The organism is Achromobacter veterisilvae, assembly GCF_900496975.1.
Lineage (GTDB): Bacteria > Pseudomonadota > Gammaproteobacteria > Burkholderiales > Burkholderiaceae_B > Achromobacter > Achromobacter veterisilvae.
Window position 1 is genome coordinate 64,218 of the sequence record NZ_UFQC01000012.1, and the last position, 20,108, is coordinate 84,325.

General features: G+C 65.3%; 15 protein-coding genes. 6 read left to right on the forward strand and 9 right to left on the reverse strand.

Features of this window, described 5'->3' with window-relative positions:
* The first annotated feature begins 19 nt into the window (after positions 1 to 19).
* The 3 genes from AVE30378_RS13215 (at position 20) to AVE30378_RS13225 (ending at position 4,064) form a co-directional block, all read left to right on the forward strand.
* On the forward strand, positions 20 to 547 hold the full coding sequence (locus AVE30378_RS13215; RefSeq protein WP_129241330.1) for a sigma-70 family RNA polymerase sigma factor: 528 nt from the start codon (positions 20 to 22) through the stop codon (positions 545 to 547).
* Positions 544 to 1,536 carry a FecR domain-containing protein gene (locus AVE30378_RS13220; protein ID WP_129241331.1) on the forward strand — a complete coding sequence of 331 codons (993 nt, stop codon included), beginning with the start codon at positions 544 to 546 and terminating at the stop codon, positions 1,534 to 1,536. The genes AVE30378_RS13215 and AVE30378_RS13220 overlap by 4 nt, the downstream gene beginning before the upstream one ends.
* A gap of 113 nt (positions 1,537 to 1,649) precedes the next feature.
* The gene (locus tag AVE30378_RS13225) at positions 1,650 to 4,064 is read left to right on the forward strand and encodes a TonB-dependent siderophore receptor (protein WP_129241332.1); all 2,415 of its coding nucleotides are present in this window, start codon (positions 1,650 to 1,652) and stop codon (positions 4,062 to 4,064) included.
* 36 nt (positions 4,065 to 4,100) lie between these two features.
* Here the strand turns inward: AVE30378_RS13225 and AVE30378_RS13230 are convergent, their stop codons facing one another.
* From AVE30378_RS13230 to proP, 8 genes are all read right to left on the reverse strand, one after another.
* A complete protein-coding gene (locus AVE30378_RS13230) occupies positions 4,101 to 4,997 on the reverse strand; it encodes a peptidylprolyl isomerase (RefSeq protein WP_129241333.1) in 897 nt (298 codons plus the stop codon).
* Entirely contained in the window at positions 4,994 to 5,728 is a 735-nt protein-coding gene (narI, locus tag AVE30378_RS13235) for a respiratory nitrate reductase subunit gamma (protein ID WP_129241334.1), read from the reverse strand. The genes AVE30378_RS13230 and narI overlap by 4 nt, the downstream gene beginning before the upstream one ends.
* Before the next feature lie 15 nt (positions 5,729 to 5,743).
* Positions 5,744 to 6,427 (reverse strand): nitrate reductase molybdenum cofactor assembly chaperone, encoded by a 684-nt coding sequence (narJ, locus tag AVE30378_RS13240; RefSeq protein WP_208742387.1) that lies wholly within the window; start codon positions 6,425 to 6,427, stop codon positions 5,744 to 5,746.
* Between the two features lie 10 nt (positions 6,428 to 6,437).
* Positions 6,438 to 7,964 (reverse strand): nitrate reductase subunit beta, encoded by a 1,527-nt coding sequence (gene narH / locus AVE30378_RS13245; RefSeq protein ID WP_129241335.1) that lies wholly within the window; start codon positions 7,962 to 7,964, stop codon positions 6,438 to 6,440.
* A gap of 127 nt (positions 7,965 to 8,091) precedes the next feature.
* A complete protein-coding gene (locus AVE30378_RS13250) occupies positions 8,092 to 11,898 on the reverse strand; it encodes a nitrate reductase subunit alpha (protein WP_129241336.1) in 3,807 nt (1,268 codons plus the stop codon).
* Between the two features lie 12 nt (positions 11,899 to 11,910).
* Entirely contained in the window at positions 11,911 to 13,350 is a 1,440-nt protein-coding gene (locus AVE30378_RS13255; RefSeq protein WP_129241337.1) for an MFS transporter, read from the reverse strand.
* 2 nt (positions 13,351 to 13,352) lie between these two features.
* A complete protein-coding gene (locus AVE30378_RS13260; RefSeq protein WP_129241338.1) occupies positions 13,353 to 14,633 on the reverse strand; it encodes an MFS transporter in 1,281 nt (426 codons plus the stop codon).
* Positions 14,634 to 14,877: 244 nt separating this feature from the next.
* The gene (gene proP, locus AVE30378_RS13265; protein WP_129241339.1) at positions 14,878 to 16,410 is read right to left on the reverse strand and encodes a glycine betaine/L-proline transporter ProP; all 1,533 of its coding nucleotides are present in this window, start codon (positions 16,408 to 16,410) and stop codon (positions 14,878 to 14,880) included.
* 264 nt (positions 16,411 to 16,674) lie between these two features.
* Here proP and AVE30378_RS13270 point away from each other — a divergent pair, with 264 nt between their 5' ends.
* Both AVE30378_RS13270 and AVE30378_RS13275 read left to right on the forward strand, forming a co-directional pair.
* Positions 16,675 to 17,685 (forward strand): TerC family protein, encoded by a 1,011-nt coding sequence (locus AVE30378_RS13270; RefSeq protein ID WP_129241340.1) that lies wholly within the window; start codon positions 16,675 to 16,677, stop codon positions 17,683 to 17,685.
* On the forward strand, positions 17,682 to 18,101 hold the full coding sequence (locus tag AVE30378_RS13275; protein ID WP_129241341.1) for a universal stress protein: 420 nt from the start codon (positions 17,682 to 17,684) through the stop codon (positions 18,099 to 18,101). The genes AVE30378_RS13270 and AVE30378_RS13275 overlap by 4 nt, the downstream gene beginning before the upstream one ends.
* Positions 18,102 to 18,111: 10 nt before the next feature.
* Here the strand turns inward: AVE30378_RS13275 and AVE30378_RS32750 are convergent, their stop codons facing one another.
* A complete protein-coding gene (locus tag AVE30378_RS32750; protein WP_129241342.1) occupies positions 18,112 to 19,158 on the reverse strand; it encodes a DnaJ domain-containing protein in 1,047 nt (348 codons plus the stop codon).
* A gap of 173 nt (positions 19,159 to 19,331) precedes the next feature.
* Between AVE30378_RS32750 and AVE30378_RS13285 the strand changes: the two genes are divergently transcribed.
* The gene (locus AVE30378_RS13285; RefSeq protein ID WP_129241343.1) at positions 19,332 to 20,108 is read left to right on the forward strand and encodes a fused MFS/spermidine synthase; all 777 of its coding nucleotides are present in this window, start codon (positions 19,332 to 19,334) and stop codon (positions 20,106 to 20,108) included.

The window sequence follows — 20,108 nt, forward strand, 5'->3', positions numbered from 1 at the left end:
ATTGTCATTATCTCCGGTCATGACTTCGTCTTTCCCTACCGCGCCTTCCGATGATGCCCATGCGGCGGCGGTGCAGGCCGTCTACCGGTCGCATCATTCCTGGCTGCGCAGCCTGCTGCAGCGCAAACTCGGCAATGCCAGCGATGCGGCCGACCTGGCGCACGACACTTTCGAACGCCTGATCCGCGCCCGGCTGGACACGCCGCTGGCGGAGCCGCGCGCCTATCTGCGCACGGTGGCGCAGCGGCTGCTGATCGGCCGGGCCCGGCGCGCCGCGCTGGAGTCGGCCTATGCGGAATCGCTCGCCCTGTTGCCGCAGGCGGTGGCGCCCTCGGTCGAGTCGCGCGCCCTGGTGATCGAGGCGCTGGAACAGATCTGCGAACTGATCGACCGCCTGCCCATGACCAGCCGCCGCATCTTCCTGATGGCGCAGGTCGAAGGCCTGTCGTACGCCGAGATCGGCGTGCGCCTCGGCCTCAGCGTCAACGCGGTGCAGAAGTCGCTGGCCCGGGCCCTGGTGCACTGCTATGAGGTGGTCTACGGATGACGTCCAGCCGGCTATTGCGCCGCCTGGCGCCCGAGGCGGGCGCCGTGCCCGCGTCCGCGCTGCGCGAAGCGGCCGGCTGGCTGGTCCGCTTGCGCGAAGGCGCTACCGAGCAGGACCGCCAGGCGTTCGAACGCTGGCGTGGCGCCAGCCCTTCCCATGAGCTGGCCTTCCGCCGGCTCGAATCCCTGATGAGCGGCGTGGCCGGAGAGGCCGCGCAGGCGGGCGGCGCGCTGGGCGCCCGCGCGCTCGAACAAGCGGCGCGGGGCGACCGCCGGCGCCAGACCCTGCGCTGGATGCTGGCCATCGCCGGCGGCGCCGCCGGCGCGTGGGCGTTGGCCGACCGCGACACCGTGCGCGTCTGGACCGCCGACGCCCGCACCTCGGCCGGCGGCAGCCGCGAAGTGCATCTGGACGACGGCACGCTGGTGCGCCTGAATACCGGAACGGCGGTGGACTGGCGCTACGGGCGCGACAGGCGCGAAGTCTGGCTGCGCGAAGGCGAAGTCATGGTGGCGACCGCCGCCGATCCGCGCCCTTTCATGCTGTATGGCCGCGCCGCGACGGTGCTGCCGCTGGGCACGCGATTCGTGGCGCGCGACCTGGACGGCGGCGGGGCTTTGCGCGTCGCGGTCATGGAAGGGGCGGTCGAACTGCGCGGCCGCGATGCCGGCGCGCGCCGCGTGGCGGCCGGCGAAGAAGCCGTCATGCGCCGCGACGGCACCTGCCGGGTCCAGCCCCTGCGCGAAACAAGCACCGTGTGGCTGCGGGGCATGCTGGTGGCGGACAACCAGCGGCTGGCCGATTTCCTGGCGGACCTGGGGCGCTATCGCCCGGGCCTGGTGCAATGCGCGCCTGAGGTCGCGGACCTGCTGGTGGTGGGCGCCTTCCCGCTGGAGAATACCGACCGGGTGCTGGCCATGCTGACCGAGGTCCTGCCGGTCAGCGTGCGCTATGCCACCCCGTACTGGGTGCGCGTCGGCCGTGCCTGAGCGCGAGGAAAGTTGTAACAGGAACGGCGGATTCGCGCGGTTCGGGCTTCAAGCACATGAGGCAGCCCATCGATGAGGCTGCAGCCCTCATTGTTTGAGCCAGGAACCCCGCCATGTCCGCACGTTTCGCGCCGCCGCGCACCTTGTTCCGCCTCGCCTGCCTGAGCGCCGCGCTCGGTCTGGGAGGCGTTCTTGCCTCCCCCGCCGTGCTTGCCCAGGCCGCGGCATCCGCCGAGCGCGAATTCCGCGTGCAGGCCGGTCCCCTGAGCACCGCGCTGGGCCAGTTCGGCGCCCAGTCGGGCCTGCTGGTGGCCTCGGACCCCAGCCTGACCGACGGCGTCGCCTCGCCGGGCGTGCAAGGGGCGATGTCCAGCCAGGAAGCGCTGCGCCGCCTGCTGGCGGGCACCGGCCTGGAAGCCGAGCCTTCGCGCCAGGGCGGGTGGCGCCTGCGGCGCGCCGGCCAGAGCGTTACGCTGGCGCCGGTCACCGTGACGGGAAATTATGCCAGGCCGCCGGCCGACAGCTACACGGCGCCCGACCTGACGATAGGCAAGTTTCCCGAGCGCATGAAGGACATCCCGCAATCGGTCAGCGTGATCACCCGCCAGCGCATGGACGACCAGGTCATGACCTCGCTGCCCGACGCGATCAACAACACCACCGGCATGGTGGGGGTGCAGGGCGTCGGGCTGGGCATCGCCATCAACGCGCGCGGCTTTCCGGTGGACATGCTGCAATACGATGGCGTGGCCCTGCTGCGCAACAGCTACTCGCTGGGCAACTGGGAGCAGGAGTCCATGGCGTTCTACGAGCGCGCGGAAATCCTGCGCGGCGCCGCCGGCCTGCTGCAGGGCGCCGGCAGCCCGGGCGGCGCGGTCAACCTGGTGCGCAAGCGCGGCGGCGACGAAACGGCCGTGGTGGTGACCGGCAAGGTCGGGTCGTGGGACCACTACGGCTTGCAACTGGACGCCGGCAGCCCCTTGAATGCCGAAGGCACGCTGCGAGGCCGCGTCGTGCTCGACGAAGACCGCAGCCATTCGTACACCGATTACGTCTGGAACCGCACGCGCAACCTGTACGCGGCGCTGGACTACGACCTGACCGCCGACACCACCGTGGGCTTCGGCGTGGCCAATCGCGACAGCCGGGGCAGGCCCATGATCGTGGGCCTGCCGCGCTACGCCGACGGCAGCGATATCGGCCTGCCCCGCTCCACCTTCACCGGGTCGACGTGGAACCGCTCGCACAATGAGCAGACGACGTTCTTTGCCGATCTGGAGCACCGCTTCAATCAGGATTGGCGCCTGAAACTGGCGGGCGCGGCGATGAACGAGAGCAACACCACGGCGCACCAGCGCGCGGTCGGCCCGGTCAACGCCGACGGCAGCGGCCTGGACTATGGCGACTTCGGCGTGGATTTCACCGGCCGCCAGCGCGGCGCCGACCTGTCGCTGCTGGGCCGTTTCGAGCTGTTCGGAATGAAACAGGAAATCGTGGCGGGCGCGAGTGTCTCGCGCTTCACCACCAACGACCGGTTCGCGCGCGCCTGGACCTCGGGCGGGAACATATTCGACATCGACCATCACCGGCCGTGGCAGGACATCGACACCATCGCGGATCGCGGCGTCGAAACGCGCAGCCGCTACAAGATCGAGCAGCAGGGCCTGTACGGCACATGGCGCGTGAAGCCGACCGATGCCCTGACCTTGATCGGCGGCGGCCGGGTCGGCTGGTACGACTTCCTCTACGAGGACGTCGGCGGCTACGCCTCGACCAGCAAGGCCAACGGAAAATTCATCCCCTATGTCGGGATCGTGTACGCGCTGAATCCGGCATGGTCGCTGTACACCAGTTATTCCACCGTGTTCGAACCGCAGACCGCTCGCAGCGTCGACGGCGGGATGTTGAAGCCCGTGGAAGGCAAGAACTACGAGGCGGGCATCAAGGGCGAACTGGCGGACGGGCGCCTGAACGTATCGCTGGCCGTGTTCCAGTACCTGCACAAGAATCGCGCGGTCAACGATTACGAGGCCGGTTTCGCGTGCGACGGATGGTATTGCTCGCGCGCCTCCGGCAAGGTGCGCAGCCAGGGCTTCGAAGCCGAAGCCTCGGGCGAGGTCATGCCGGGCCTGGAACTGTTCGCGGGCTACACCTACAACACGACCAAGTATCTGTCGGATCCGGACTACGAAGGCCAGGTCTTCAACACGTGGACGCCCAAGCACCTGCTGCGCCTGTGGGCCAACTACCGCCTGCCGGGCAGCCTGAACCGCCTGAGCGTCGGCGCGGGAACGCAGTCGCAATCCCCCACCCTGGCCTCCGACCGCAGCTTCACGCTGCCGGGCTTCACGGTCTGGAACGCGCGGGTGGCCTATAAGGCCAGCTCCGAGCTGACCGTGGCGCTGAACGTCAACAACCTGTTCGACAAGAAGTACTACATTCCCTCGTACAACTCCGCGACCAGCAACAACCACTATGGCGATCCGCGCAACATCATGCTGACGTTCCAGTACGCGCCGAAGTTCTAGCGAGCGATGCGCGCAGCGGAAAGCCGATGCGGCGGACTACTGGACCAGCGGCGTCTCGGCCGCGTCCAGATTCACGCCGGCCATGCGCGCGTCGTTCGCCAGGAGCCGCAGATACTGCGACAGGGCGGTCGCGAAGCTTTGTTGGCGAAGCCGCTGGAAAACCGCGGAGCGCACCTGTTCATAGGGAGGGATGATGCCAGGCTGGCGTTCCAGCACTTCGATCACATGCAGGCCGAAGCGGCTGTGGACCAGGCGCGGCAGCACGCCTATCTCCGGATGCCCGAATAGCTCCTTGGCGAATTCGGGAGCGCAATCCTCGGGTTGGAGCCAGCCCAGGTCGCCGCCTTCCCGGCCGCTCGGACAGTTGCTGAGGGCCGCCGCGGCCTTGGCAAAACCGCCGCCCTCGGCCAATTCCTGCGATGTGTTGTTGCGTACGTCGAGCAGGCAGGTTTCCGCCCGTTTGCGCAGGGCGTTCAGGTCCACGCCGGGCGTGACGGCGAACAGCACGTGGCGCGCCCGGACCCGCTCGCCCCGGGCGTAGCGCGCGGCGTGCGCGGCGTGGTGGCGGCGTCCGGCTTCGTCGTCGATTTCGGGCAGTTGCAGCGCGGCGTCCAGCAGGCGCTCGATGGCGTCGCTGGCGGCTTCGCTGATCGCGCCTTGCCGCGGCACCGGGTCTTCCGCGGCAAGCAGGCCTCGGGCGATGGCCGCCTGCCGCAGCAACTCGGTGCAGGCGCGCTGGCTCAGCTCGCTCGCGCTCAGCACTTCGCTGGGGTCCGCCAGGAGGACGCCGTTGATGTGGGGCGGTTCGGAGGATTCGCGCACATAAGCCGGTTCGATCCGTTCCTGCGTCTGCGGCGGTTGCGGCGTCGTCTGCTGGCAGGAGCAATTGCCGCTGCCGCATCCCTCGAGCCCGGTTTCCACGATATTGCTCATGCTTTTTCTCCATCGCGCGGCGCCGACGCGTGCGAGGAAAGATCCATGCGGCGCGAGCGCACTAGCTGATACGGCCTCACCAGGTACGCCAGCGAGCCAAAGCCGCTCCATACATGCACCAGCCGGCTGAAGGGGAACAGCAGGAAGATGGTCATGCCCAGCACCATGTGGACTTTGAACTGCCAGCCTATCGTCACGAGGCCGGCGGCGTCGGGGCGGAAAGTGAAAATTCCCTGCGCCCAGTCGGCCAGTATCAGCATCGCGCCGGCATCGACGCGGTGGCTCCAGGAGACCGGCAGCGTGACCAGGCCCAGCACCAGTTGCACCCACAGGATGCAGAGTATGGCCAGGTCGGTGCGGTGGCTGGTGCGACGGATGCGCGGATCGGCAATGCGTCGATGCAAGAGCATCGTGAGGCCAATGAAGCAGATGAAGCCGGCAATGCCGCCGGATACGATGGCCAGCAACTGCTTCTGCGGCGCGGTGATGAGCCAGGCGTACAGGAAGTGCGGGGTAAGCAGGCCGACGGTGTGGCCGAACAGCAGGAACAGGATCCCTATGTGGAACAGGTTGCTGCCCCATCGCAGTTGACGCGCGCGCAGCAACTGCGACGAGTCGCTTTTCCAGGTGTACTGGTCCCGGTCGAAACGAGCCAGGCTGCCCATCAGGAAGACGGCAAGGCAGATATAGGGATAGACGACGAAAAGAAAATTGTGGAGTCCGAGCGGCATGGCGATCTCCTCAAATCAACGCGCCTCGGCCGATGGCGGCCGGCGCAGGATATGAACGGGCTGGGGGGTGCCGGGCGCCGCCTGGCCCTGGGTGCTGCAACCGTCGAAGGCCGCGGGTTCCGCCCAACTGAGGTCCAGCGGTTCTTCGGCCGCCACGGCGCCGGCGTTCGCCGGCACGAGCCGCGGCACGCCCGCCAGTTCCAGCACCGCCGCGATCACACAGAAATAATCGCTGTCGCGCTGCCGCAAGGTCTGCGCAATGGCCTGCAGAATGTGCGCGAACTCCCCGACGAAGGCGCTGGCCTCCGGAGGCGGTTGGGTGGACGCAAACTCCAGCAGCACCGGCAGGTAGTCCGGCAATTCGGATGGGTCGAGCAGCAGGCCGGCCCGCTCATAGGTCTTGATCAGGTCCACCATGGCGGGGCCGCGGTCCCGGGAGTCGCCATGCACGTGTTCGAACAAATAGAGCGAGGTGCCGCGTCCACGGTCGAACAGGCCGACATAGACGGCTTCCGCGTGCAGGCCGTTGGCCAGCAGCCGGTCCGCCAGCGCCGCAAGCTCGGCGCGACGCGCCTTGCCCAGCGCCGTGGCCGTTTCCAGCACCGAGCGCACCTCGGGCAGTGGTTCGCGCATTGCCGCGTCCGGGTAGCGCAGCAAGTGGGCCAGCGCGCGCAACGGAACGGAAATATCATGCTTCATGATGGGCTCCTCACAAGGTTACCTTGAGGGGGATGGTCCGCTTCTTTTCGCTGCCGAACAGGCTGGTCTCGGTGACGCCCTCGCTACAGCCGTTGCCGAACGAAAAGCCGCAGCCGCCGCGGACGTTGAAGGCGTTTTCGGCGTACTCGCGATGCGTGGTCGGGATGACGAAGCGATCTTCGTAGTTGGCGATCGCCATGATGTGGTACATGTCCTCGACCTGGGCGACGCTCAGGTTCGTCTGCTCCAGCACCGCGTTGTTCATTTCTCCATCGACGTGCTTGCTGCGGTGGTAGGCGCGCATGGCCAGCATGCGTTCCAGTGCCCGCACCACCGGCTGGGTGTCTCCGGCCGTCAGCAGGTTGGCCAGGTACTTGACCGGGATGCGCAACTGGTTGACGTCGGGCAGCACGCCATTGACGGTGCCCACGTGGCCCGCCTGCGCGGCGGCCGTGATCGGCGACAGCGGCGGCACGTACCACACCATGGGCAGGGTGCGGTATTCGGGGTGTAGCGGCAGCGCGACCTTCCAATCCACGGCCATCTTGTAGACGGGGCTGTTGCGGGCCGCCAGCAGCCAGGCGTCGGGAACGCCGTCCGCGCGCGCCTGGGCAATGACGGCCGGGTCCTCGGGGTCCAGGAAGATATCGAGCTGGGCCTGGTACAGGTCTTTGTCCTTTTCCACGCTTGCGGCCTGCTCTATGCGGTCGGCGTCATAAAGCAGCACGCCCAGGTAGCGTATGCGCCCGACGCAGGTTTCCGAGCATACCGTCGGCTGGCCTGCTTCGATGCGGGGGTAGCAGAAGATGCATTTTTCGGCTTTCCCGCTCTTCCAGTTGTAGTAGATCTTCTTGTAGGGACAGCCCGATACGCACATGCGCCATCCGCGGCACTTGTCCTGGTCGATCAGCACGATGCCGTCTTCTTCGCGCTTGTAGATGGAGCCGCTGGGGCAACTCGCCACGCATGCCGGATTCAGGCAGTGTTCGCACAGGCGCGGCAGATACATCATGAAGGTGTTCTCGTACTGCCCATAGATTTCCTTCTGCACGTCTTCGAAGTTCTGGTCCTGGGAGCGCTTGCTGAATTCGCCGCCCAGGATCTCTTCCCAGTTCGGCCCCCATTCGATCTTGTCCATGCGCAGTCCCGTGATGAGGCTGCGCGGCCGCGCGGTGGGCGCGTGCTTCATCTCGGGCGCGGACTGTAGATGGTCGTAGTCGAAAGTGAAGGGTTCGTAGTAGTCGTCGATCTCCGGCATGTTGGGGTTTGCGAAGATCTTCATCAGCAGTTGCCACTTTCCGCCTTGGCGCGGAACGATGGAGCCGTTCGCCTTGCGCACCCAGCCTCCGTTCCAGCGGTCCTGGTTCTCCCATTCCTTGGGGTAGCCGATGCCGGGCTTGGTTTCCACATTGTTGAACCAGGCGTATTCAACGCCGGGGCGGCTCGTCCAGACATTCTTGCACGTCACACTACAGGTGTGGCAGCCGATGCATTTGTCCAGATTCAACACCATGCCTATTTGCGCGCGTACCTTCATGGGTTGTCCTCCGAGGAGAGGTCTTCGACGCACGGGATCGTCCGCGCCGCGGCGGACGTCCGTGCATGTTCCGAGTAAGCGTCATGGCCGGCGATCGATGCCATGTCTTGGGTCCTGTGTCTTGGGCTCATGGGTTTTCGCCCTGCGCCTGGTAGGCCGCGGCGAGGTGCTCGCCCCTGGGCGTGTCCAGCCAGTCCACTTTGTCCATCTTGCGCACCACCACGAATTCGTCCCGATTGGTGCCGATGGTTCCGTAGTAGTTGAACCCGTAGCTGTATTGCGCGTATCCGCCGATCATGTGGGTGGGCTTGAGGACGATACGGGTGACGGAGTTGTGGATGCCGCCGCGCACGCCGGTGATTTCGCTTCCCGGGGTGTTGATGATTTTTTCCTGCGCGTGATACATCATGACCATGCCGGGCTTCACGCGCTGGCTCACCACCGCGCGAACGGCGACCGCGCCGTTCACGTTGTACATCTCCATCCAGTCGTTATCGACGATGCCGGCGCGCTTGGCGTCTTCTTCGCTGATCCAGGCCACCGGGCCGCCGCGGTTGAGCGTGAGCATCAACAGGTTGTCGGTGTAGGTGCTGTGTATGCCCCATTTCTGGTGCGGAGTGATGAAGTTGAGCTGGATCTCCGGATTGCCATTGGGCCGGATGCCATGCATGGCGGTGGTGGTTTTCGTGTCGATCGGGGGCCGGTAGCTGGAGAAGCCTTCGCCGAACGCGATCATCCAGGGATGATCCTGATAGAACTGCTGGCGGCCCGTCAGCGTGCGCCAGGGAATCAGTTCGTGCACGTTGGTGTAGCCGGCGTTGTAGCTGACCGTCTCGCTTTCGATGCCGCTCCACGTTGGCGAACTGATGATCTTTCGCGGTTGCGCCTGAATGTCGCGATAGCGGATTTTCTCGTCTTCGCGGTACAGCGCCAGATGCCGGTGCTCGCGTCCGGTTATCTTGGACAGCGCGTCCCAGGCCTTCACGGCGACATGCCCATTGGTTTCCGGCGCCAGATGAAGAATGACCTCGCATGCATCGATGTCGCTGACGATGCGCGGGCGGCCCTGCGTGAGCCCGGCATCGGCGGTCACGCCATTGAGCTGGCCGAGCTGCTCGACCTCGGTGCCGGTCTTCCAGGCGATGCCCTTGCCGCCGTTGCCGATCTGGTCCATCAAGGGACCCAATGCCGTGTACTGCTTGTAGATATTGGGATAGTCCCGGTTCACCACCGTGACCTGCGGAGCGGTCTTGCCGGGAATGAGGTCGCATTCGTCCTTCTTCCATTCCGCGACGCCATAGGGCTGGGCCAGTTCGGCCGGCGTGTCGTGCATCAGCGGCGTCAGCACCGTATCGCGTTCCACGCCGAGGTGGCCCACGCAGAGTTCGCTGAAGGTCTTGGCGAAGCCCTTGTAGATTTCCCAGTCCGAGCGCGATTCCCAGACCGGGTCCACCGCAGCCGAAAGCGGATGTATGAAGGGGTGCATGTCGCTGGTATTGAGGTCGTTCTTTTCGTACCAGCTTGCCGTGGGCAGCACGATGTCCGAATACAGACAGGTCGTGCTCATGCGGAAATCCAGCGTGACCAGCAGGTCGAGCTTGCCTTGCGGCGCCTGCTCGTGCCACTTGACTTCGGACGGCCTGGCGTCGTCGGCGCCGAGGTCCCGGCCCTGGACGCCATTGCTGGTTCCCAGCAGGTGCTTGCAGAAGTACTCGTGCCCCTTGCCGCTGGAGCCGAGCAGGTTGCTGCGCCATACGAACAGATTGCGCGGCCAGTTCTCGGGGGCGTCGGGATCCTCGCAACTCATCTGCAGCGTGCCGTCCTTGATCGATCTGGCCACGTAGTCCCGCGGGGAAAGGCCCGCGGCGTCGGCCATGTCGGCGACCTTCAAGGGATTCGTCTTGAGCTGCGGCGCGCTGGGCAGCCATCCCATGCGTTCGGCGCGCACGTTGTAATCGATCATGCTGCCGCTGTACTTGGCGGGGTCGGCCAGCGGGCTGACGATCTCTTCGATGCCCAGTTTCTCGTAGCGCCACTGGTCCGTGTGCGCATAGAAGAAGCTGGTGGAATTCTGCTGGCGCGGCGGCCGGGCCCAGTCCAGCGCGAAGGCCAGGGCCGTCCATCCGGTCTGCGGGCGCAGTTTTTCCTGGCCCACGTAGTGGGACCATCCCCCGCCGCTCTTGCCGATACAGCCGCAGAGCATCAGCAGATTGATGACGCCGCGGTAGTTCATGTCGCAGTGATACCAGTGGTTCATCCCGGCGCCGATGATGACCATGGACCTGCCTTGCGTCTTGTCCGCATTGGACGCGAATTCACGCGCCACCGTGACGATTTGCTGGCGGGGAACGCCGGTCACCTGCTCGGCCCAGGCCGGGGTATAGGGCGCGTTGTCATCGTAGCTCTTTGCACCGCTGCCCAGGCCGCGGTCGATGCCGTACTGCGCCGCCTGCAGGTCGAAGACGGAGGCGACCAGCGAGTCTTCGTTTTCGCCGTTGCCCGCCAGACGCAGGCGGGTAGCCGGAACCCGGGCGCAGTTCACGTCTCCCTGTTGCGCATTGGCCGGGAAATGAGGGGTTTCGATGCCGCCGAAGTAGGGGAAGCCGACCTCGACGATTTCGTGCGTGTGCTTGCCGTCTTCCAGGAGGGACAGTTTGAGTCGGACCTCGCCGCCATCGCCCGCGTTCCTGGTTTCCAGGTTCCATTTGCCGGAATCGTCCCTGCCCTCCGCGCCCCAGCGAAAGCCGATGGATCCATGCGGCACCACGGCGCGGCCTTCGGCGTCGAAGGCAATGGTTTTCCATTCCGGGTTGTTGTCCTGGCCCAGGTTGGCGTCGAAGTCGCTGGCGCGCAGGTAACGGTCGGGCACGTGCACGCTGCGGCCGTCGGACAAGCGATGTTCCTTGAGCAGCACCAGCATGGGCAGGTCGGTGTAGCGGCGCGCGTAATCGTCGAAATAGGCGCTGCGCTGGTCGAAATAGAATTCCTTGAAGGCCACGTGGCCCATGGCCATGCCCAGCGCCGCGTCCGTGCCTTGTTTCGGATGCAGCCAGGTGTCGGCGAGCTTGGCGACTTCACTGTAGTCCGGCGAGACGGCGACGGTCTTTGTGCCTTTGTACCGGACCTCGGTGAAAAAGTGCGCGTCCGGCGTGCGTGTCTGGGGCACGTTGGACCCCCAGGCAATGATGTAGCTGGAGTTGTACCAGTCGGCCGATTCGGGAACGTCGGTCTGTTCGCCCCAGACCTGGGGACTGGAGGGCGGCAGGTCGCAGTACCAATCGTAGAAACTCATGCACACGCCGCCGATCAGGCTCAAATAGCGGCTGCCGGCCGCGTAGCTGACCATGCTCATGGCGGGAATGGGCGAGAAGCCGATGATGCGGTCGGGGCCGTGCTTCTTGATGGTGTAGATATTGGCGGCTGCGATCAACTGGTTGACTTCATCCCAATTGCTGCGCACGAAGCCGCCCATGCCCCGCTCGGCCTGATAGTCCTTCCTGGCGGCGTCATCCTCGGCGATCAGGGCCCAGGCGTCCACGGGCGTTCTTGCCGTTTTCAGCGCCGCGCGCCAGCGCTTGAGCAGCCTGCCGCGCACCATCGGGTGCTTGACCCGGTTCGCGCTGTACAGATACCAGGAATAGCTCGCGCCGCGCGCGCAGCCGCGCGGTTCGTGGTTGGGCATGTCCCAGCGGGTCCGGGGATAGTCGGTCTGTTGGGTTTCCCAGGTGACGATGCCCCCCTTGACATAGATCTTCCAGGAGCACGAGCCCGTACAGTTCACGCCGTGCGTGCTGCGCACGATTTTGTCGTGCGCCCAGCGGAGCCGATAGGCTTCTTCCCAGGTGCGGTCTTCGGCGGTGGTGCGGCCATGGCCATCGGCAAAGCTCTCCTTGGGCAGGCGGAAATGAACGAGGCGATCGAGGAAGTGGCTCATAGTGACTCTTTCTCAACAAGGCATGGCCGCGTTGCGGCGGGCATAGCACCACCAGGTAATAGCGGCGCACAACAAATAGAAAACCGCGAAGATCCACAATGCAGCTTCGGGCCCCCCGGTGGAAGCGATCGAACTGCCGTAGCTCTTGGGAATGAAGAAGCCGCCATAGGCGCCGAGCGCGCCGGCGAAGCCCACGGCGGCGGCGCCCCGCACGTTGCCTTCCTTGAGGGCCGCGGCTTGCGATTGGGCGTCGGACGCCGCGTTGCGCATGGCCAGTTGATTGAAGATGATCGGAATCATGCGGAAGGTCGATCCGTTGCCGATGCCGGTGGTGACGAAAAGCACCAGGAACATCAGGAAGAAGCCGGTGAAGCTGCCTTCCAGCGGTCCGAAGGACAGCGGCAGCGATCCGGCGCCCTTGGGCAGGAACCACAGGACGCCGACCACGCCGAGCGCCATGGCCAGGAAATTCCAGAATGTGACGACGCCGCCGCCGACCTTGTCGGCCAGCCAGCCGCCGAACGGACGTATCGCGGCGCCTACCAATGGGCCCAGCCAGGCATAGGCCAGCGGGTTCACCGACGGGAACAGGCCTTTGATCAGCAGCGGAAAACCGGCGGCGAAGCCGATGAACGAACCGAACGTGCCCAAGTACAGCAGGCACATGATCCAGTTGTGCCGCTGCCCGAAAATCGCGGCCTGCGCGGCCACCGACGCCTTCGCGTCCGCGACGTCGTTCATCGCAAAATAGGCCACTGCCGCCGTCAGGGCGATCCAGGGCACCCAGATGAAGGCCGCGTTCTGCATCCAGATTTTTGTCTGGACGCCGCCCTGCGTGATGATCTGGGGCTCGCCGCCAAAGATGCCCAGCACGCCGACCGTGACGACGATGGGGCTGAGGAACTGCACCACCGACACGCCCAGATTGCCCAGGCCCGCATTCACGCCCAGCGCGGAGCCTTTGCGGTCGTTCGGAAAGAAATAGCTGATGTTGGCCATGCTTGAACTGAAATTTCCCCCGCCCAGGCCGCAAAGCAAGGCCAGGCTCAGCATGGTCGGGTAGGACGTGGTCGGATCCTGCACGGCAACGCCGATGCCGATCGCGGGGATGAGCAGGCTGGCCGTGGAAATCGCGGTCCAGCGCCGCCCGCCCACCAGCGGCACCATGAACGAATAGAAGATCCGCAATGTGGCGCCGGATAGCGCGGGGGCCGCCGCCAACCAGAACAATTGGTTGGTCGAGTACTCGAATCCGATCGCTGGCAGGCTTACCGCCACGACGCTCCAGACCTGCCAGACCGCGAAGGCCAGGAACAGGGCGGGAACCGAGATCCAGAGATTGATCTTGGCGATTGCTTCGCCTTCCCTGGCCCAGAATGCCTTGTCCTCCGGAGTCCAGATTTTCAAGCTCTTGCCGGGGCGGGCCATACGGCGAGGATGGGTATCGTTCATGTCTAACCCTTGCGTGAAGCCGCGTTTGCGGCCGGACCTCCGATTACATCGGTGCTTCGCACTTCGGTCCGGTACATCCAGATCAGGGAGACCCAGACGACGCCGTACAACAGCATGAATGCGCTGGAGCGGATGCCGGTCAGGTCCTGCAGGATGCCGAACATGATGGGAAGCACGAATCCGCCCAGCCCGCCCGCCAGGCCGACGATGCCGCTGATGGCGCCGATGTTCCCTGGATAGTCATCGCTGATGTACTTGAATACGCTGGCCTTGCCGAACGCAAAGGCCACGCCCAGGATCGCCAGCAGGCCGGTAAACACATAGACGTTTATGCCGATGTGCACGGTCTTGGGGCCGCTTGCGGTGGCGATGATGAGGTCCGCTTGCGGGTAGCTCAGCAGGAACAGGCAGATCCAGCTCACCCACAGCACCCACCAGGTGATCCGGTGGGCGCCGTATTTGTCCGATAGCGCTCCGCCAATCGCGCGCAGGACGCCTCCGGGCAGGGAAAAGCACGCCGCCAGCAATGCGGCGACGCGGATATCCAGACCGTACTCGCCCACGTAGTACTGCACCATCCAGAGCGCCAGCGCCACATAGCCGCCGAACACGATGCTGTAGTACTGGCAGTACTTGAGCACCCGAGGATCTTTCAGGGCCTTGAGCTGCTCGGAGAACTTCACGTCGCCGGTCACCAGATGCCTGGGGTCATGCGCGCTGAACAGCCAGAACAGCGCCGCGGTGCCCAGCAGGATGGCCGCATAGACCTGCGGCACCAGCGTCCAGCCGCCCAGCACTATCAGGGACGGCGCCAGGAATTTGTTGACCGCCGAACCCGAATTGCCGGCGCCGTAGACGCCCATGGCCATGCCTTGGCGATTGGGCGGAAACCAGCGCGCCACATACGGAGTCCCCACGGAAAACGAGCCGCCGGCCAGCCCGACGAACAGGCCGATGACCAGGAGCTGCCAGAATTGCGTGGCGTAGGCGATGAGCCAGACGGCGGGCACGGTGAACACCATGACCAGCATCATGACGATCCGTCCGCCGTAACGGTCCGTCCAGATGCCCAGGGGCACGCGCACCAGGGACCCCGACAGGACGGGCATCGCCGTCAGCAAGCCGAATTCGGTAGCGTTGAGTCCCAGTTGCTTTTGCAGCGGGATGCCTATGACGCCAAACATCATCCACACCATGAAGCATGCTGTGAACGCTAGCGTGCTGACTGCCAGGACTCTCCAGGCGCGGGGCGAAATGTCGCTCGATTTCGTTCGGTCAGGCATAGGCGAACAAAGATGGATGCTGTTGATTTCATCACACATGTCGCACGCCGATAGCGGCGGCCCCTTCCCCCCTCAACACATGGCGGATCGCTTTGGATCGGCGCGCGATCGCAGCCATTTGTTGCCAGCCACCTATAGTCCTTGCATCGAGCAGATATGGCTATTCCATTAAGTTAATCAACGCTCCAGGCTTCATAGGAGTTGATTAATTCGCCAGGCGGGCGTGCCGCAAGCCGGCGCGTCCTCATTCCAGGTCGGGATGGCGATCCGCGAGGCGCTGGCGGCGTTGGCGCAGCGCCTCGAGTTCCGCTTCCAGCTCGGCGATCTCGGCCTCGACGTCCAGCACGCTCTGTTCGATGTGCTCATGGGTCTGCCGCAGCAGGGCGCGGGCTTCGTGCCGGCTCGATGCGTTCGGGGTGTCGCCGCGCAGCGGCCGGTTCGCGGTCTCGGGCAGGAAGAACGACGTGACGATGCCGATGACGGACGCCGCCATCAAATAGTAGGCGGGCATCATCAGGTTGCCGGTTTCCTCGACCAGCCATGCGGCCGCGGTGGGCGTGAGGCCGGCGACGATGATCGCGACGTTGAAGGAACTGGCCAGCGCGCTGTACCGGATGCGCGTGGGGAACAGCGCGGGCAGCGTGGAGGCCATCACGCCGGTCAGGCAGTTCAGGAACACGGCGATGAAGAGCAGGCCCAGGAAGATCAGGCCGGTGTTGTCGCTGCCGACGAGGATGAAGGCCGGCAGCGCGATGACCAGCAGGCCCACGCTGCCGGCCCGCAGGAACGGCTTGCGGCCGACCTTGTCGCTGAAGAAGCCCACGACCGGCTGCACGAAAAGCATGCCTATCATGACGACCACGATAATGAGCACGCCGTGTTCCTCGGAATAGCCGAGGCTGCTCGACAGGTAGGTGGGCATGTAGGTCAGCAGCATGTAATAGGTGATGTTCGTCACCAGCACCACGCCGATGCACACGAGCAGCGCCTTGCGGTACTTGGAGAAGATCTCCCGGAAGGAGATGGCGGGCCGTTCCTGGACGGCGTCGCGGTCCTCTTGCTCCATTTTTTCCAGTTGCTGCGTGAACGCGGGGGTTTCTTCGGCGGCGTGGCGCAGGTACAGGCCCAGCAGCCCGAGCGGCCCGGCGACGAAGAACGGCACCCGCCACCCCCATTCCAGGAAGGTCGGTTCGCCCAGCGTAGCCTGCAGCAGCACGACCAGGCCGGCTCCCAGCACGAAGCCGGCGATGGAGCCGAAATCCAGCCAGCTACCGAGAAAGCCGCGGCGGCGGTCCGGGGCGTACTCGGCGACGAAGACGGCGGCTCCCGTGTACTCGCCGCCCACCGAAAAGCCCTGGGCCAGCTTGCACAGCAGCAGCAGGACCGGCGCCCACAGGCCGATGGATGCGTAGGAGGGAATCAGGCCGATGCAGAAGGTGCTGATCGCCATGATGATGATGGTCAGCGAAAGCACCTTCTGGCGGCCGAAGCGGTCTCCCATCACGCCGAAGAACACGCCGCCCAGCGGCCGAACGAGGAACGGCACCGAGAAGGTGCCCAGCGCGGCGATGGTCTGGACGGCCGGCGAGGCGTCGGGGAAGAACACCTTGCCCAGCGCGTAGGCGACGAAGCCGTAGACGCCGAAGTCGAACCACTCCATCGCATTGCCGAGCGCCGCGGCCGTGACGGCCTTCTTGAGCTTGGTATTGTCGATGACCGTGATGTCGCCGATCTCCAACGGCCGGACCTGCTGTGACGCCGGGGATATCTCTGCCATGAGTCTGACTCCCGTTGTGTGCAAGGTGTGGCGCAGTGCCAGGGGCGTTCCCCAACCGAAAATTCTACCCGCCGGCGCCGCCGGGCACCAGAAGCAGTGCCGCGCCGCGGCGTTGCCTGCCCTGGCCAGGTGCGGAAAAACCTGACTATCAATGCGTCATATGCGAATTGTTCGGCGAATCGGGCTGTTCTAGACTGGACTCGTTCATTCGCCGCGCGCCGCTGGCCGTCGCGCGCGCCGCAGCGGCGAAGGCGGGAGGCCCAGATGAGCCAGGTCGAGACCTTTGCCACCCTGCCGATGTGGGCGGGCTTCATCGGATTCGTGCTTATCGTGCTGGCGCTGGATCTGTATGTGCTGGGCGGCAGGCACGCGCACCGCTTCTCGTCGCGAGAGGCGCTGTCCTGGGTGCTTGCCTGGATGGCGCTCGCCACGCTGTTCGGCGGGCTGCTGTGGTGGTTCCTGGATGCCTCCCTGGGCCGCGCCGTGGCGCATCAGAAGGTGCTGGAGTTCTTCACTGGCTACCTGATCGAACTGTCCCTGTCGGTGGACAACATGTTCGTGTTCTCCCTGATCTTCGGGTACTTCGCGGTGCCGCTCGAATTGCAGCGCCGCGTGTTGCTGTACGGCGTGCTCGGCGCCATCGTGATGCGCGTGTCCATGATTCTCGCCGGCGTCTGGCTGCTGTCGCAGTTCTCCTGGCTGTTCTACGTGTTCGGCGCGTTCCTGGTCGCCACCGGGGCCAGGATGCTGGCCAAGGCCGACCACGCGCCGGACATCGCCCGCAATCCGCTGGTCCGTTTCCTGCGCTCGTCCATGCGGATCACCAAGGATTACCACGGAGAGTCGTTCTTCGTGCGGATCGGCGGGCTTCGGTATGCCACGCCCATGTTCGTGGTGCTGCTGATGATAGAGGCCAGCGACGCGGTGTTCGCCGTGGACAGCATCCCCGCGATCTTCGCCGTGACCACCGATCCCTTCCTGGTATTCACTTCCAATATTTTCGCCATACTGGGCCTGCGGGCGATGTACTTCCTGCTCGCCGATATGCGGGAGCGCTTCCGCTATCTCAAGCATGGCCTGGCCGCCGTCCTGATCGTCGTCGGCGGCAAGATGCTGGCCGCGCCGTGGTTCCACGTGCCGGTACAGTGGTCGCTCGGGGCAGTTGGCCTTATCCTGTTGGCGTCCGTGGGCGCCAGCATGATCCTGCCCGGACGGACTGCGGCAAACGCCGCGCGTTCCAAGGCCAAGGCGTCAAAAACCGGAGATCCGCCATGAACACGATCATTCTTGCCACCGATGGGTCGAGCTACAGCGATGCCGCAGCGCGCTACCTGGTCGGGAGCCCCCTGCTGGATCGGAATTTCATCGTGCACGTGGTGCACTGCGAGCCCGACGTGACGGGGGACGTACAGGCCTTCATCGGCAAGGCTGGCATCGACGCGTGGCATCACGAAGAAAGCGGCAAGGCGATGAAGTCGGCGGTCGATATCCTGACCGAAGGCAATGTCGCGTTCGAATGCCATGAACTCACGGGCCACGCGGCGGAGAAAATCGTCGATTACGCGGCCAAGGTGAACGCGGCGGCGATCGTGATGGGTTCGCATCGCCGGGCGCCGGTCCTCGATGCGGTGCTGAGGTCGGTGTGCGGGCGGATCGTCGCGAATGCGCCGTGCCCGGTCCTGCTGATATAGGGCCGTGGCGCTAGCAGGTCAGCTTGAGCTGGTAGCGCCCGTCGGCATCGCGTTCCAGGCGCACCCGGTCGAACCGCAGCGTACGCCCTTCCAGCGCATAGGTCGCGTCGGTCTCGTCGTCGTCGCGCCCTCGCCAGACGGTCTTCCGGTCCAGCGTTTCGGCGTAGTAGTAGAAGATGGTGTTCGACGACGCGACCTGTCCCAGGTCGCCGCGCAGGGCGGTGGAGCTCATGGGGTCCACGTTCCACCACCCTTCGGTGCGCCAGGCGCCGCCGTCGGGCAGGTAGTGCACGGCGAACCTCAGGGCCCGGCCGCAGGCATTCTCCACCGTCAGGACGGCGGCCTTGGCGGGCGGCGGCCTGGCATCGTCGTGCCTGGCCGCTTGCAGCAGGTTCTGCTGCGTGTCCAGGCCCATCCCGTAGTAGGCGATCGCCCCGCCGGCCAGCAGCACCCCCGCCACGCCGATGACGACCTGCCTGACGGTCTTCTGGCGCATGTGCTCGGTATAGCGCTGCTCGAGGATGCGGGTCTCGTTCTGGCGCAGCAGGCTCGCCCGGTATTTGTCGCGGATGGAAGCCGTGACGACGGACGCGGACGAGAGCAGGAAAATAAGGACGACGAAACGGAATTCCTTGACGCTCCGGTCCAGCGCCGGCACGAAGCCGGCCGCCACGCCCAGCACAATGCTGCATCCGATGAAGGCCAGCGGCCATACCCAGAAGTTGCGGCCCTTGGCGATTTCGGAGGCGTAGTAGTCGCGCAGCGTGTCCGGCGAGCCGGCGTCCGGCTGCGGGTCCGCGCCCTGGCGGCCGTCGGAAGCGCTGGCCGCGCGCTGCTGGGCGATCCATGCGTCGTGTTCCTTTCGCCGCGTCGGATCGGACAGCACCGCATAGGCTTCGTTCAAGCGCGTCATGACGCGCCTGGCTTCCTCGGATTTGTCGGGATTCTTGTCGGGATGCCATTTCTGCGACAGGTAGCGGTAGGCCCCGCGGATGACCTCTTCGCTGGCGTTTTCCGAAACCTGCAGCGTGTCGTAATGGGTGGGAATGCCTGCCATCGCCTTGGATCCGTGTGACGAAGCCAGGGGCCGGCTTCCTGTGCATGCCGAGCATACGCGCCAGCCGCTGCGGCCGGCATCCGCCAAATGGATTACATCGCTGGATGCGGATCCGGCCTCATCCTGCCGCGGGTGGTATCTTCTCCCCATTTTCCGGCAATCCGCTACGCCCCATGTCCGAAGTCCGCATTCCTCCCGATTCACCGCCGTCCGATGCGCCGGCGGGCAGCCCCAAGCCTTTTTTCCAGGACACGGGCACGAAGCGCACCCTGCATTTCACCGAGAAGGAAATCCAGAGCAGCATGTCGCTGCTCAATCCGGATGCGCTCGACCTCGAGTACACGCGGATGATGATGGGCTTCGTGCTGTTCAACCCGGAACCCCGCCGTATCCTGATGGTCGGCCTGGGCGGCGGGTCGCTGCCCAAGTTCTGCCATCGCTACCTCCCCCGGACCGAGGTCGAGGTGATCGAGATCGATCCCGAGGTCATCGCCTTGCGAGACGCCTTCATGGTGCCGCCGGACGGCGCCCGGTTCCGGGTGATCCTGGCCGATGCCGCCGAATACCTGGGCGCCGCCGACGATCACGCCGACGTGATCTTCCTGGACGGCTTCGGCGTGGGCGGCATTCCCGATGCCCTGTGCTCGGAGGACTTCTACGCCGACTGCTTCCGCGCGCTGCGCGACGACGGCATCCTCGTGATCAATTTCCACGTGAACCACCCGGACCACCACGAATACATGGACCGGGTGCGCGCCTCCTTCGGGCCGTCGATGTTCGAAGTGGTGGACGACGACATGACCAACAGCATTGTGTTCGCCTGCAAGGGCGACCTGCTGGACGACCCGGCCGCGACGGCGCTCACCCGGCCGGCGGCCATCTCCAAGGATGCGTGGCGGCAACTGATGCCGACCCTGCGCGTCATCGGCGCGACACTGGTGCTCAGGTAG

Bases quoted from the DNA above. Each gene is read 5' to 3' on its own strand.
- AVE30378_RS13215 (WP_129241330.1), top strand. From the start codon at position 20: ATGACTTCGTCTTTCCCTACCGCGCCTTCCGATGATGCCCATGCGGCG.
- AVE30378_RS13220 (WP_129241331.1), top strand. From the start codon at position 544: ATGACGTCCAGCCGGCTATTGCGCCGCCTGGCGCCCGAGGCGGGCGCC.
- AVE30378_RS13225 (WP_129241332.1), top strand. From the start codon at position 1,650: ATGTCCGCACGTTTCGCGCCGCCGCGCACCTTGTTCCGCCTCGCCTGC.
- AVE30378_RS13230 (WP_129241333.1), bottom strand. From the start codon at position 4,997: ATGAGCAATATCGTGGAAACCGGGCTCGAGGGATGCGGCAGCGGCAAT.
- narI (WP_129241334.1), bottom strand. From the start codon at position 5,728: ATGCCGCTCGGACTCCACAATTTTCTTTTCGTCGTCTATCCCTATATC.
- narJ (WP_208742387.1), bottom strand. From the start codon at position 6,427: ATGAAGCATGATATTTCCGTTCCGTTGCGCGCGCTGGCCCACTTGCTG.
- narH (WP_129241335.1), bottom strand. From the start codon at position 7,964: ATGAAGGTACGCGCGCAAATAGGCATGGTGTTGAATCTGGACAAATGC.
- AVE30378_RS13250 (WP_129241336.1), bottom strand. From the start codon at position 11,898: ATGAGCCACTTCCTCGATCGCCTCGTTCATTTCCGCCTGCCCAAGGAG.
- AVE30378_RS13255 (WP_129241337.1), bottom strand. From the start codon at position 13,350: ATGAACGATACCCATCCTCGCCGTATGGCCCGCCCCGGCAAGAGCTTG.
- AVE30378_RS13260 (WP_129241338.1), bottom strand. From the start codon at position 14,633: ATGCCTGACCGAACGAAATCGAGCGACATTTCGCCCCGCGCCTGGAGA.
- proP (WP_129241339.1), bottom strand. From the start codon at position 16,410: ATGGCAGAGATATCCCCGGCGTCACAGCAGGTCCGGCCGTTGGAGATC.
- AVE30378_RS13270 (WP_129241340.1), top strand. From the start codon at position 16,675: ATGAGCCAGGTCGAGACCTTTGCCACCCTGCCGATGTGGGCGGGCTTC.
- AVE30378_RS13275 (WP_129241341.1), top strand. From the start codon at position 17,682: ATGAACACGATCATTCTTGCCACCGATGGGTCGAGCTACAGCGATGCC.
- AVE30378_RS32750 (WP_129241342.1), bottom strand. From the start codon at position 19,158: ATGGCAGGCATTCCCACCCATTACGACACGCTGCAGGTTTCGGAAAAC.
- AVE30378_RS13285 (WP_129241343.1), top strand. From the start codon at position 19,332: ATGTCCGAAGTCCGCATTCCTCCCGATTCACCGCCGTCCGATGCGCCG.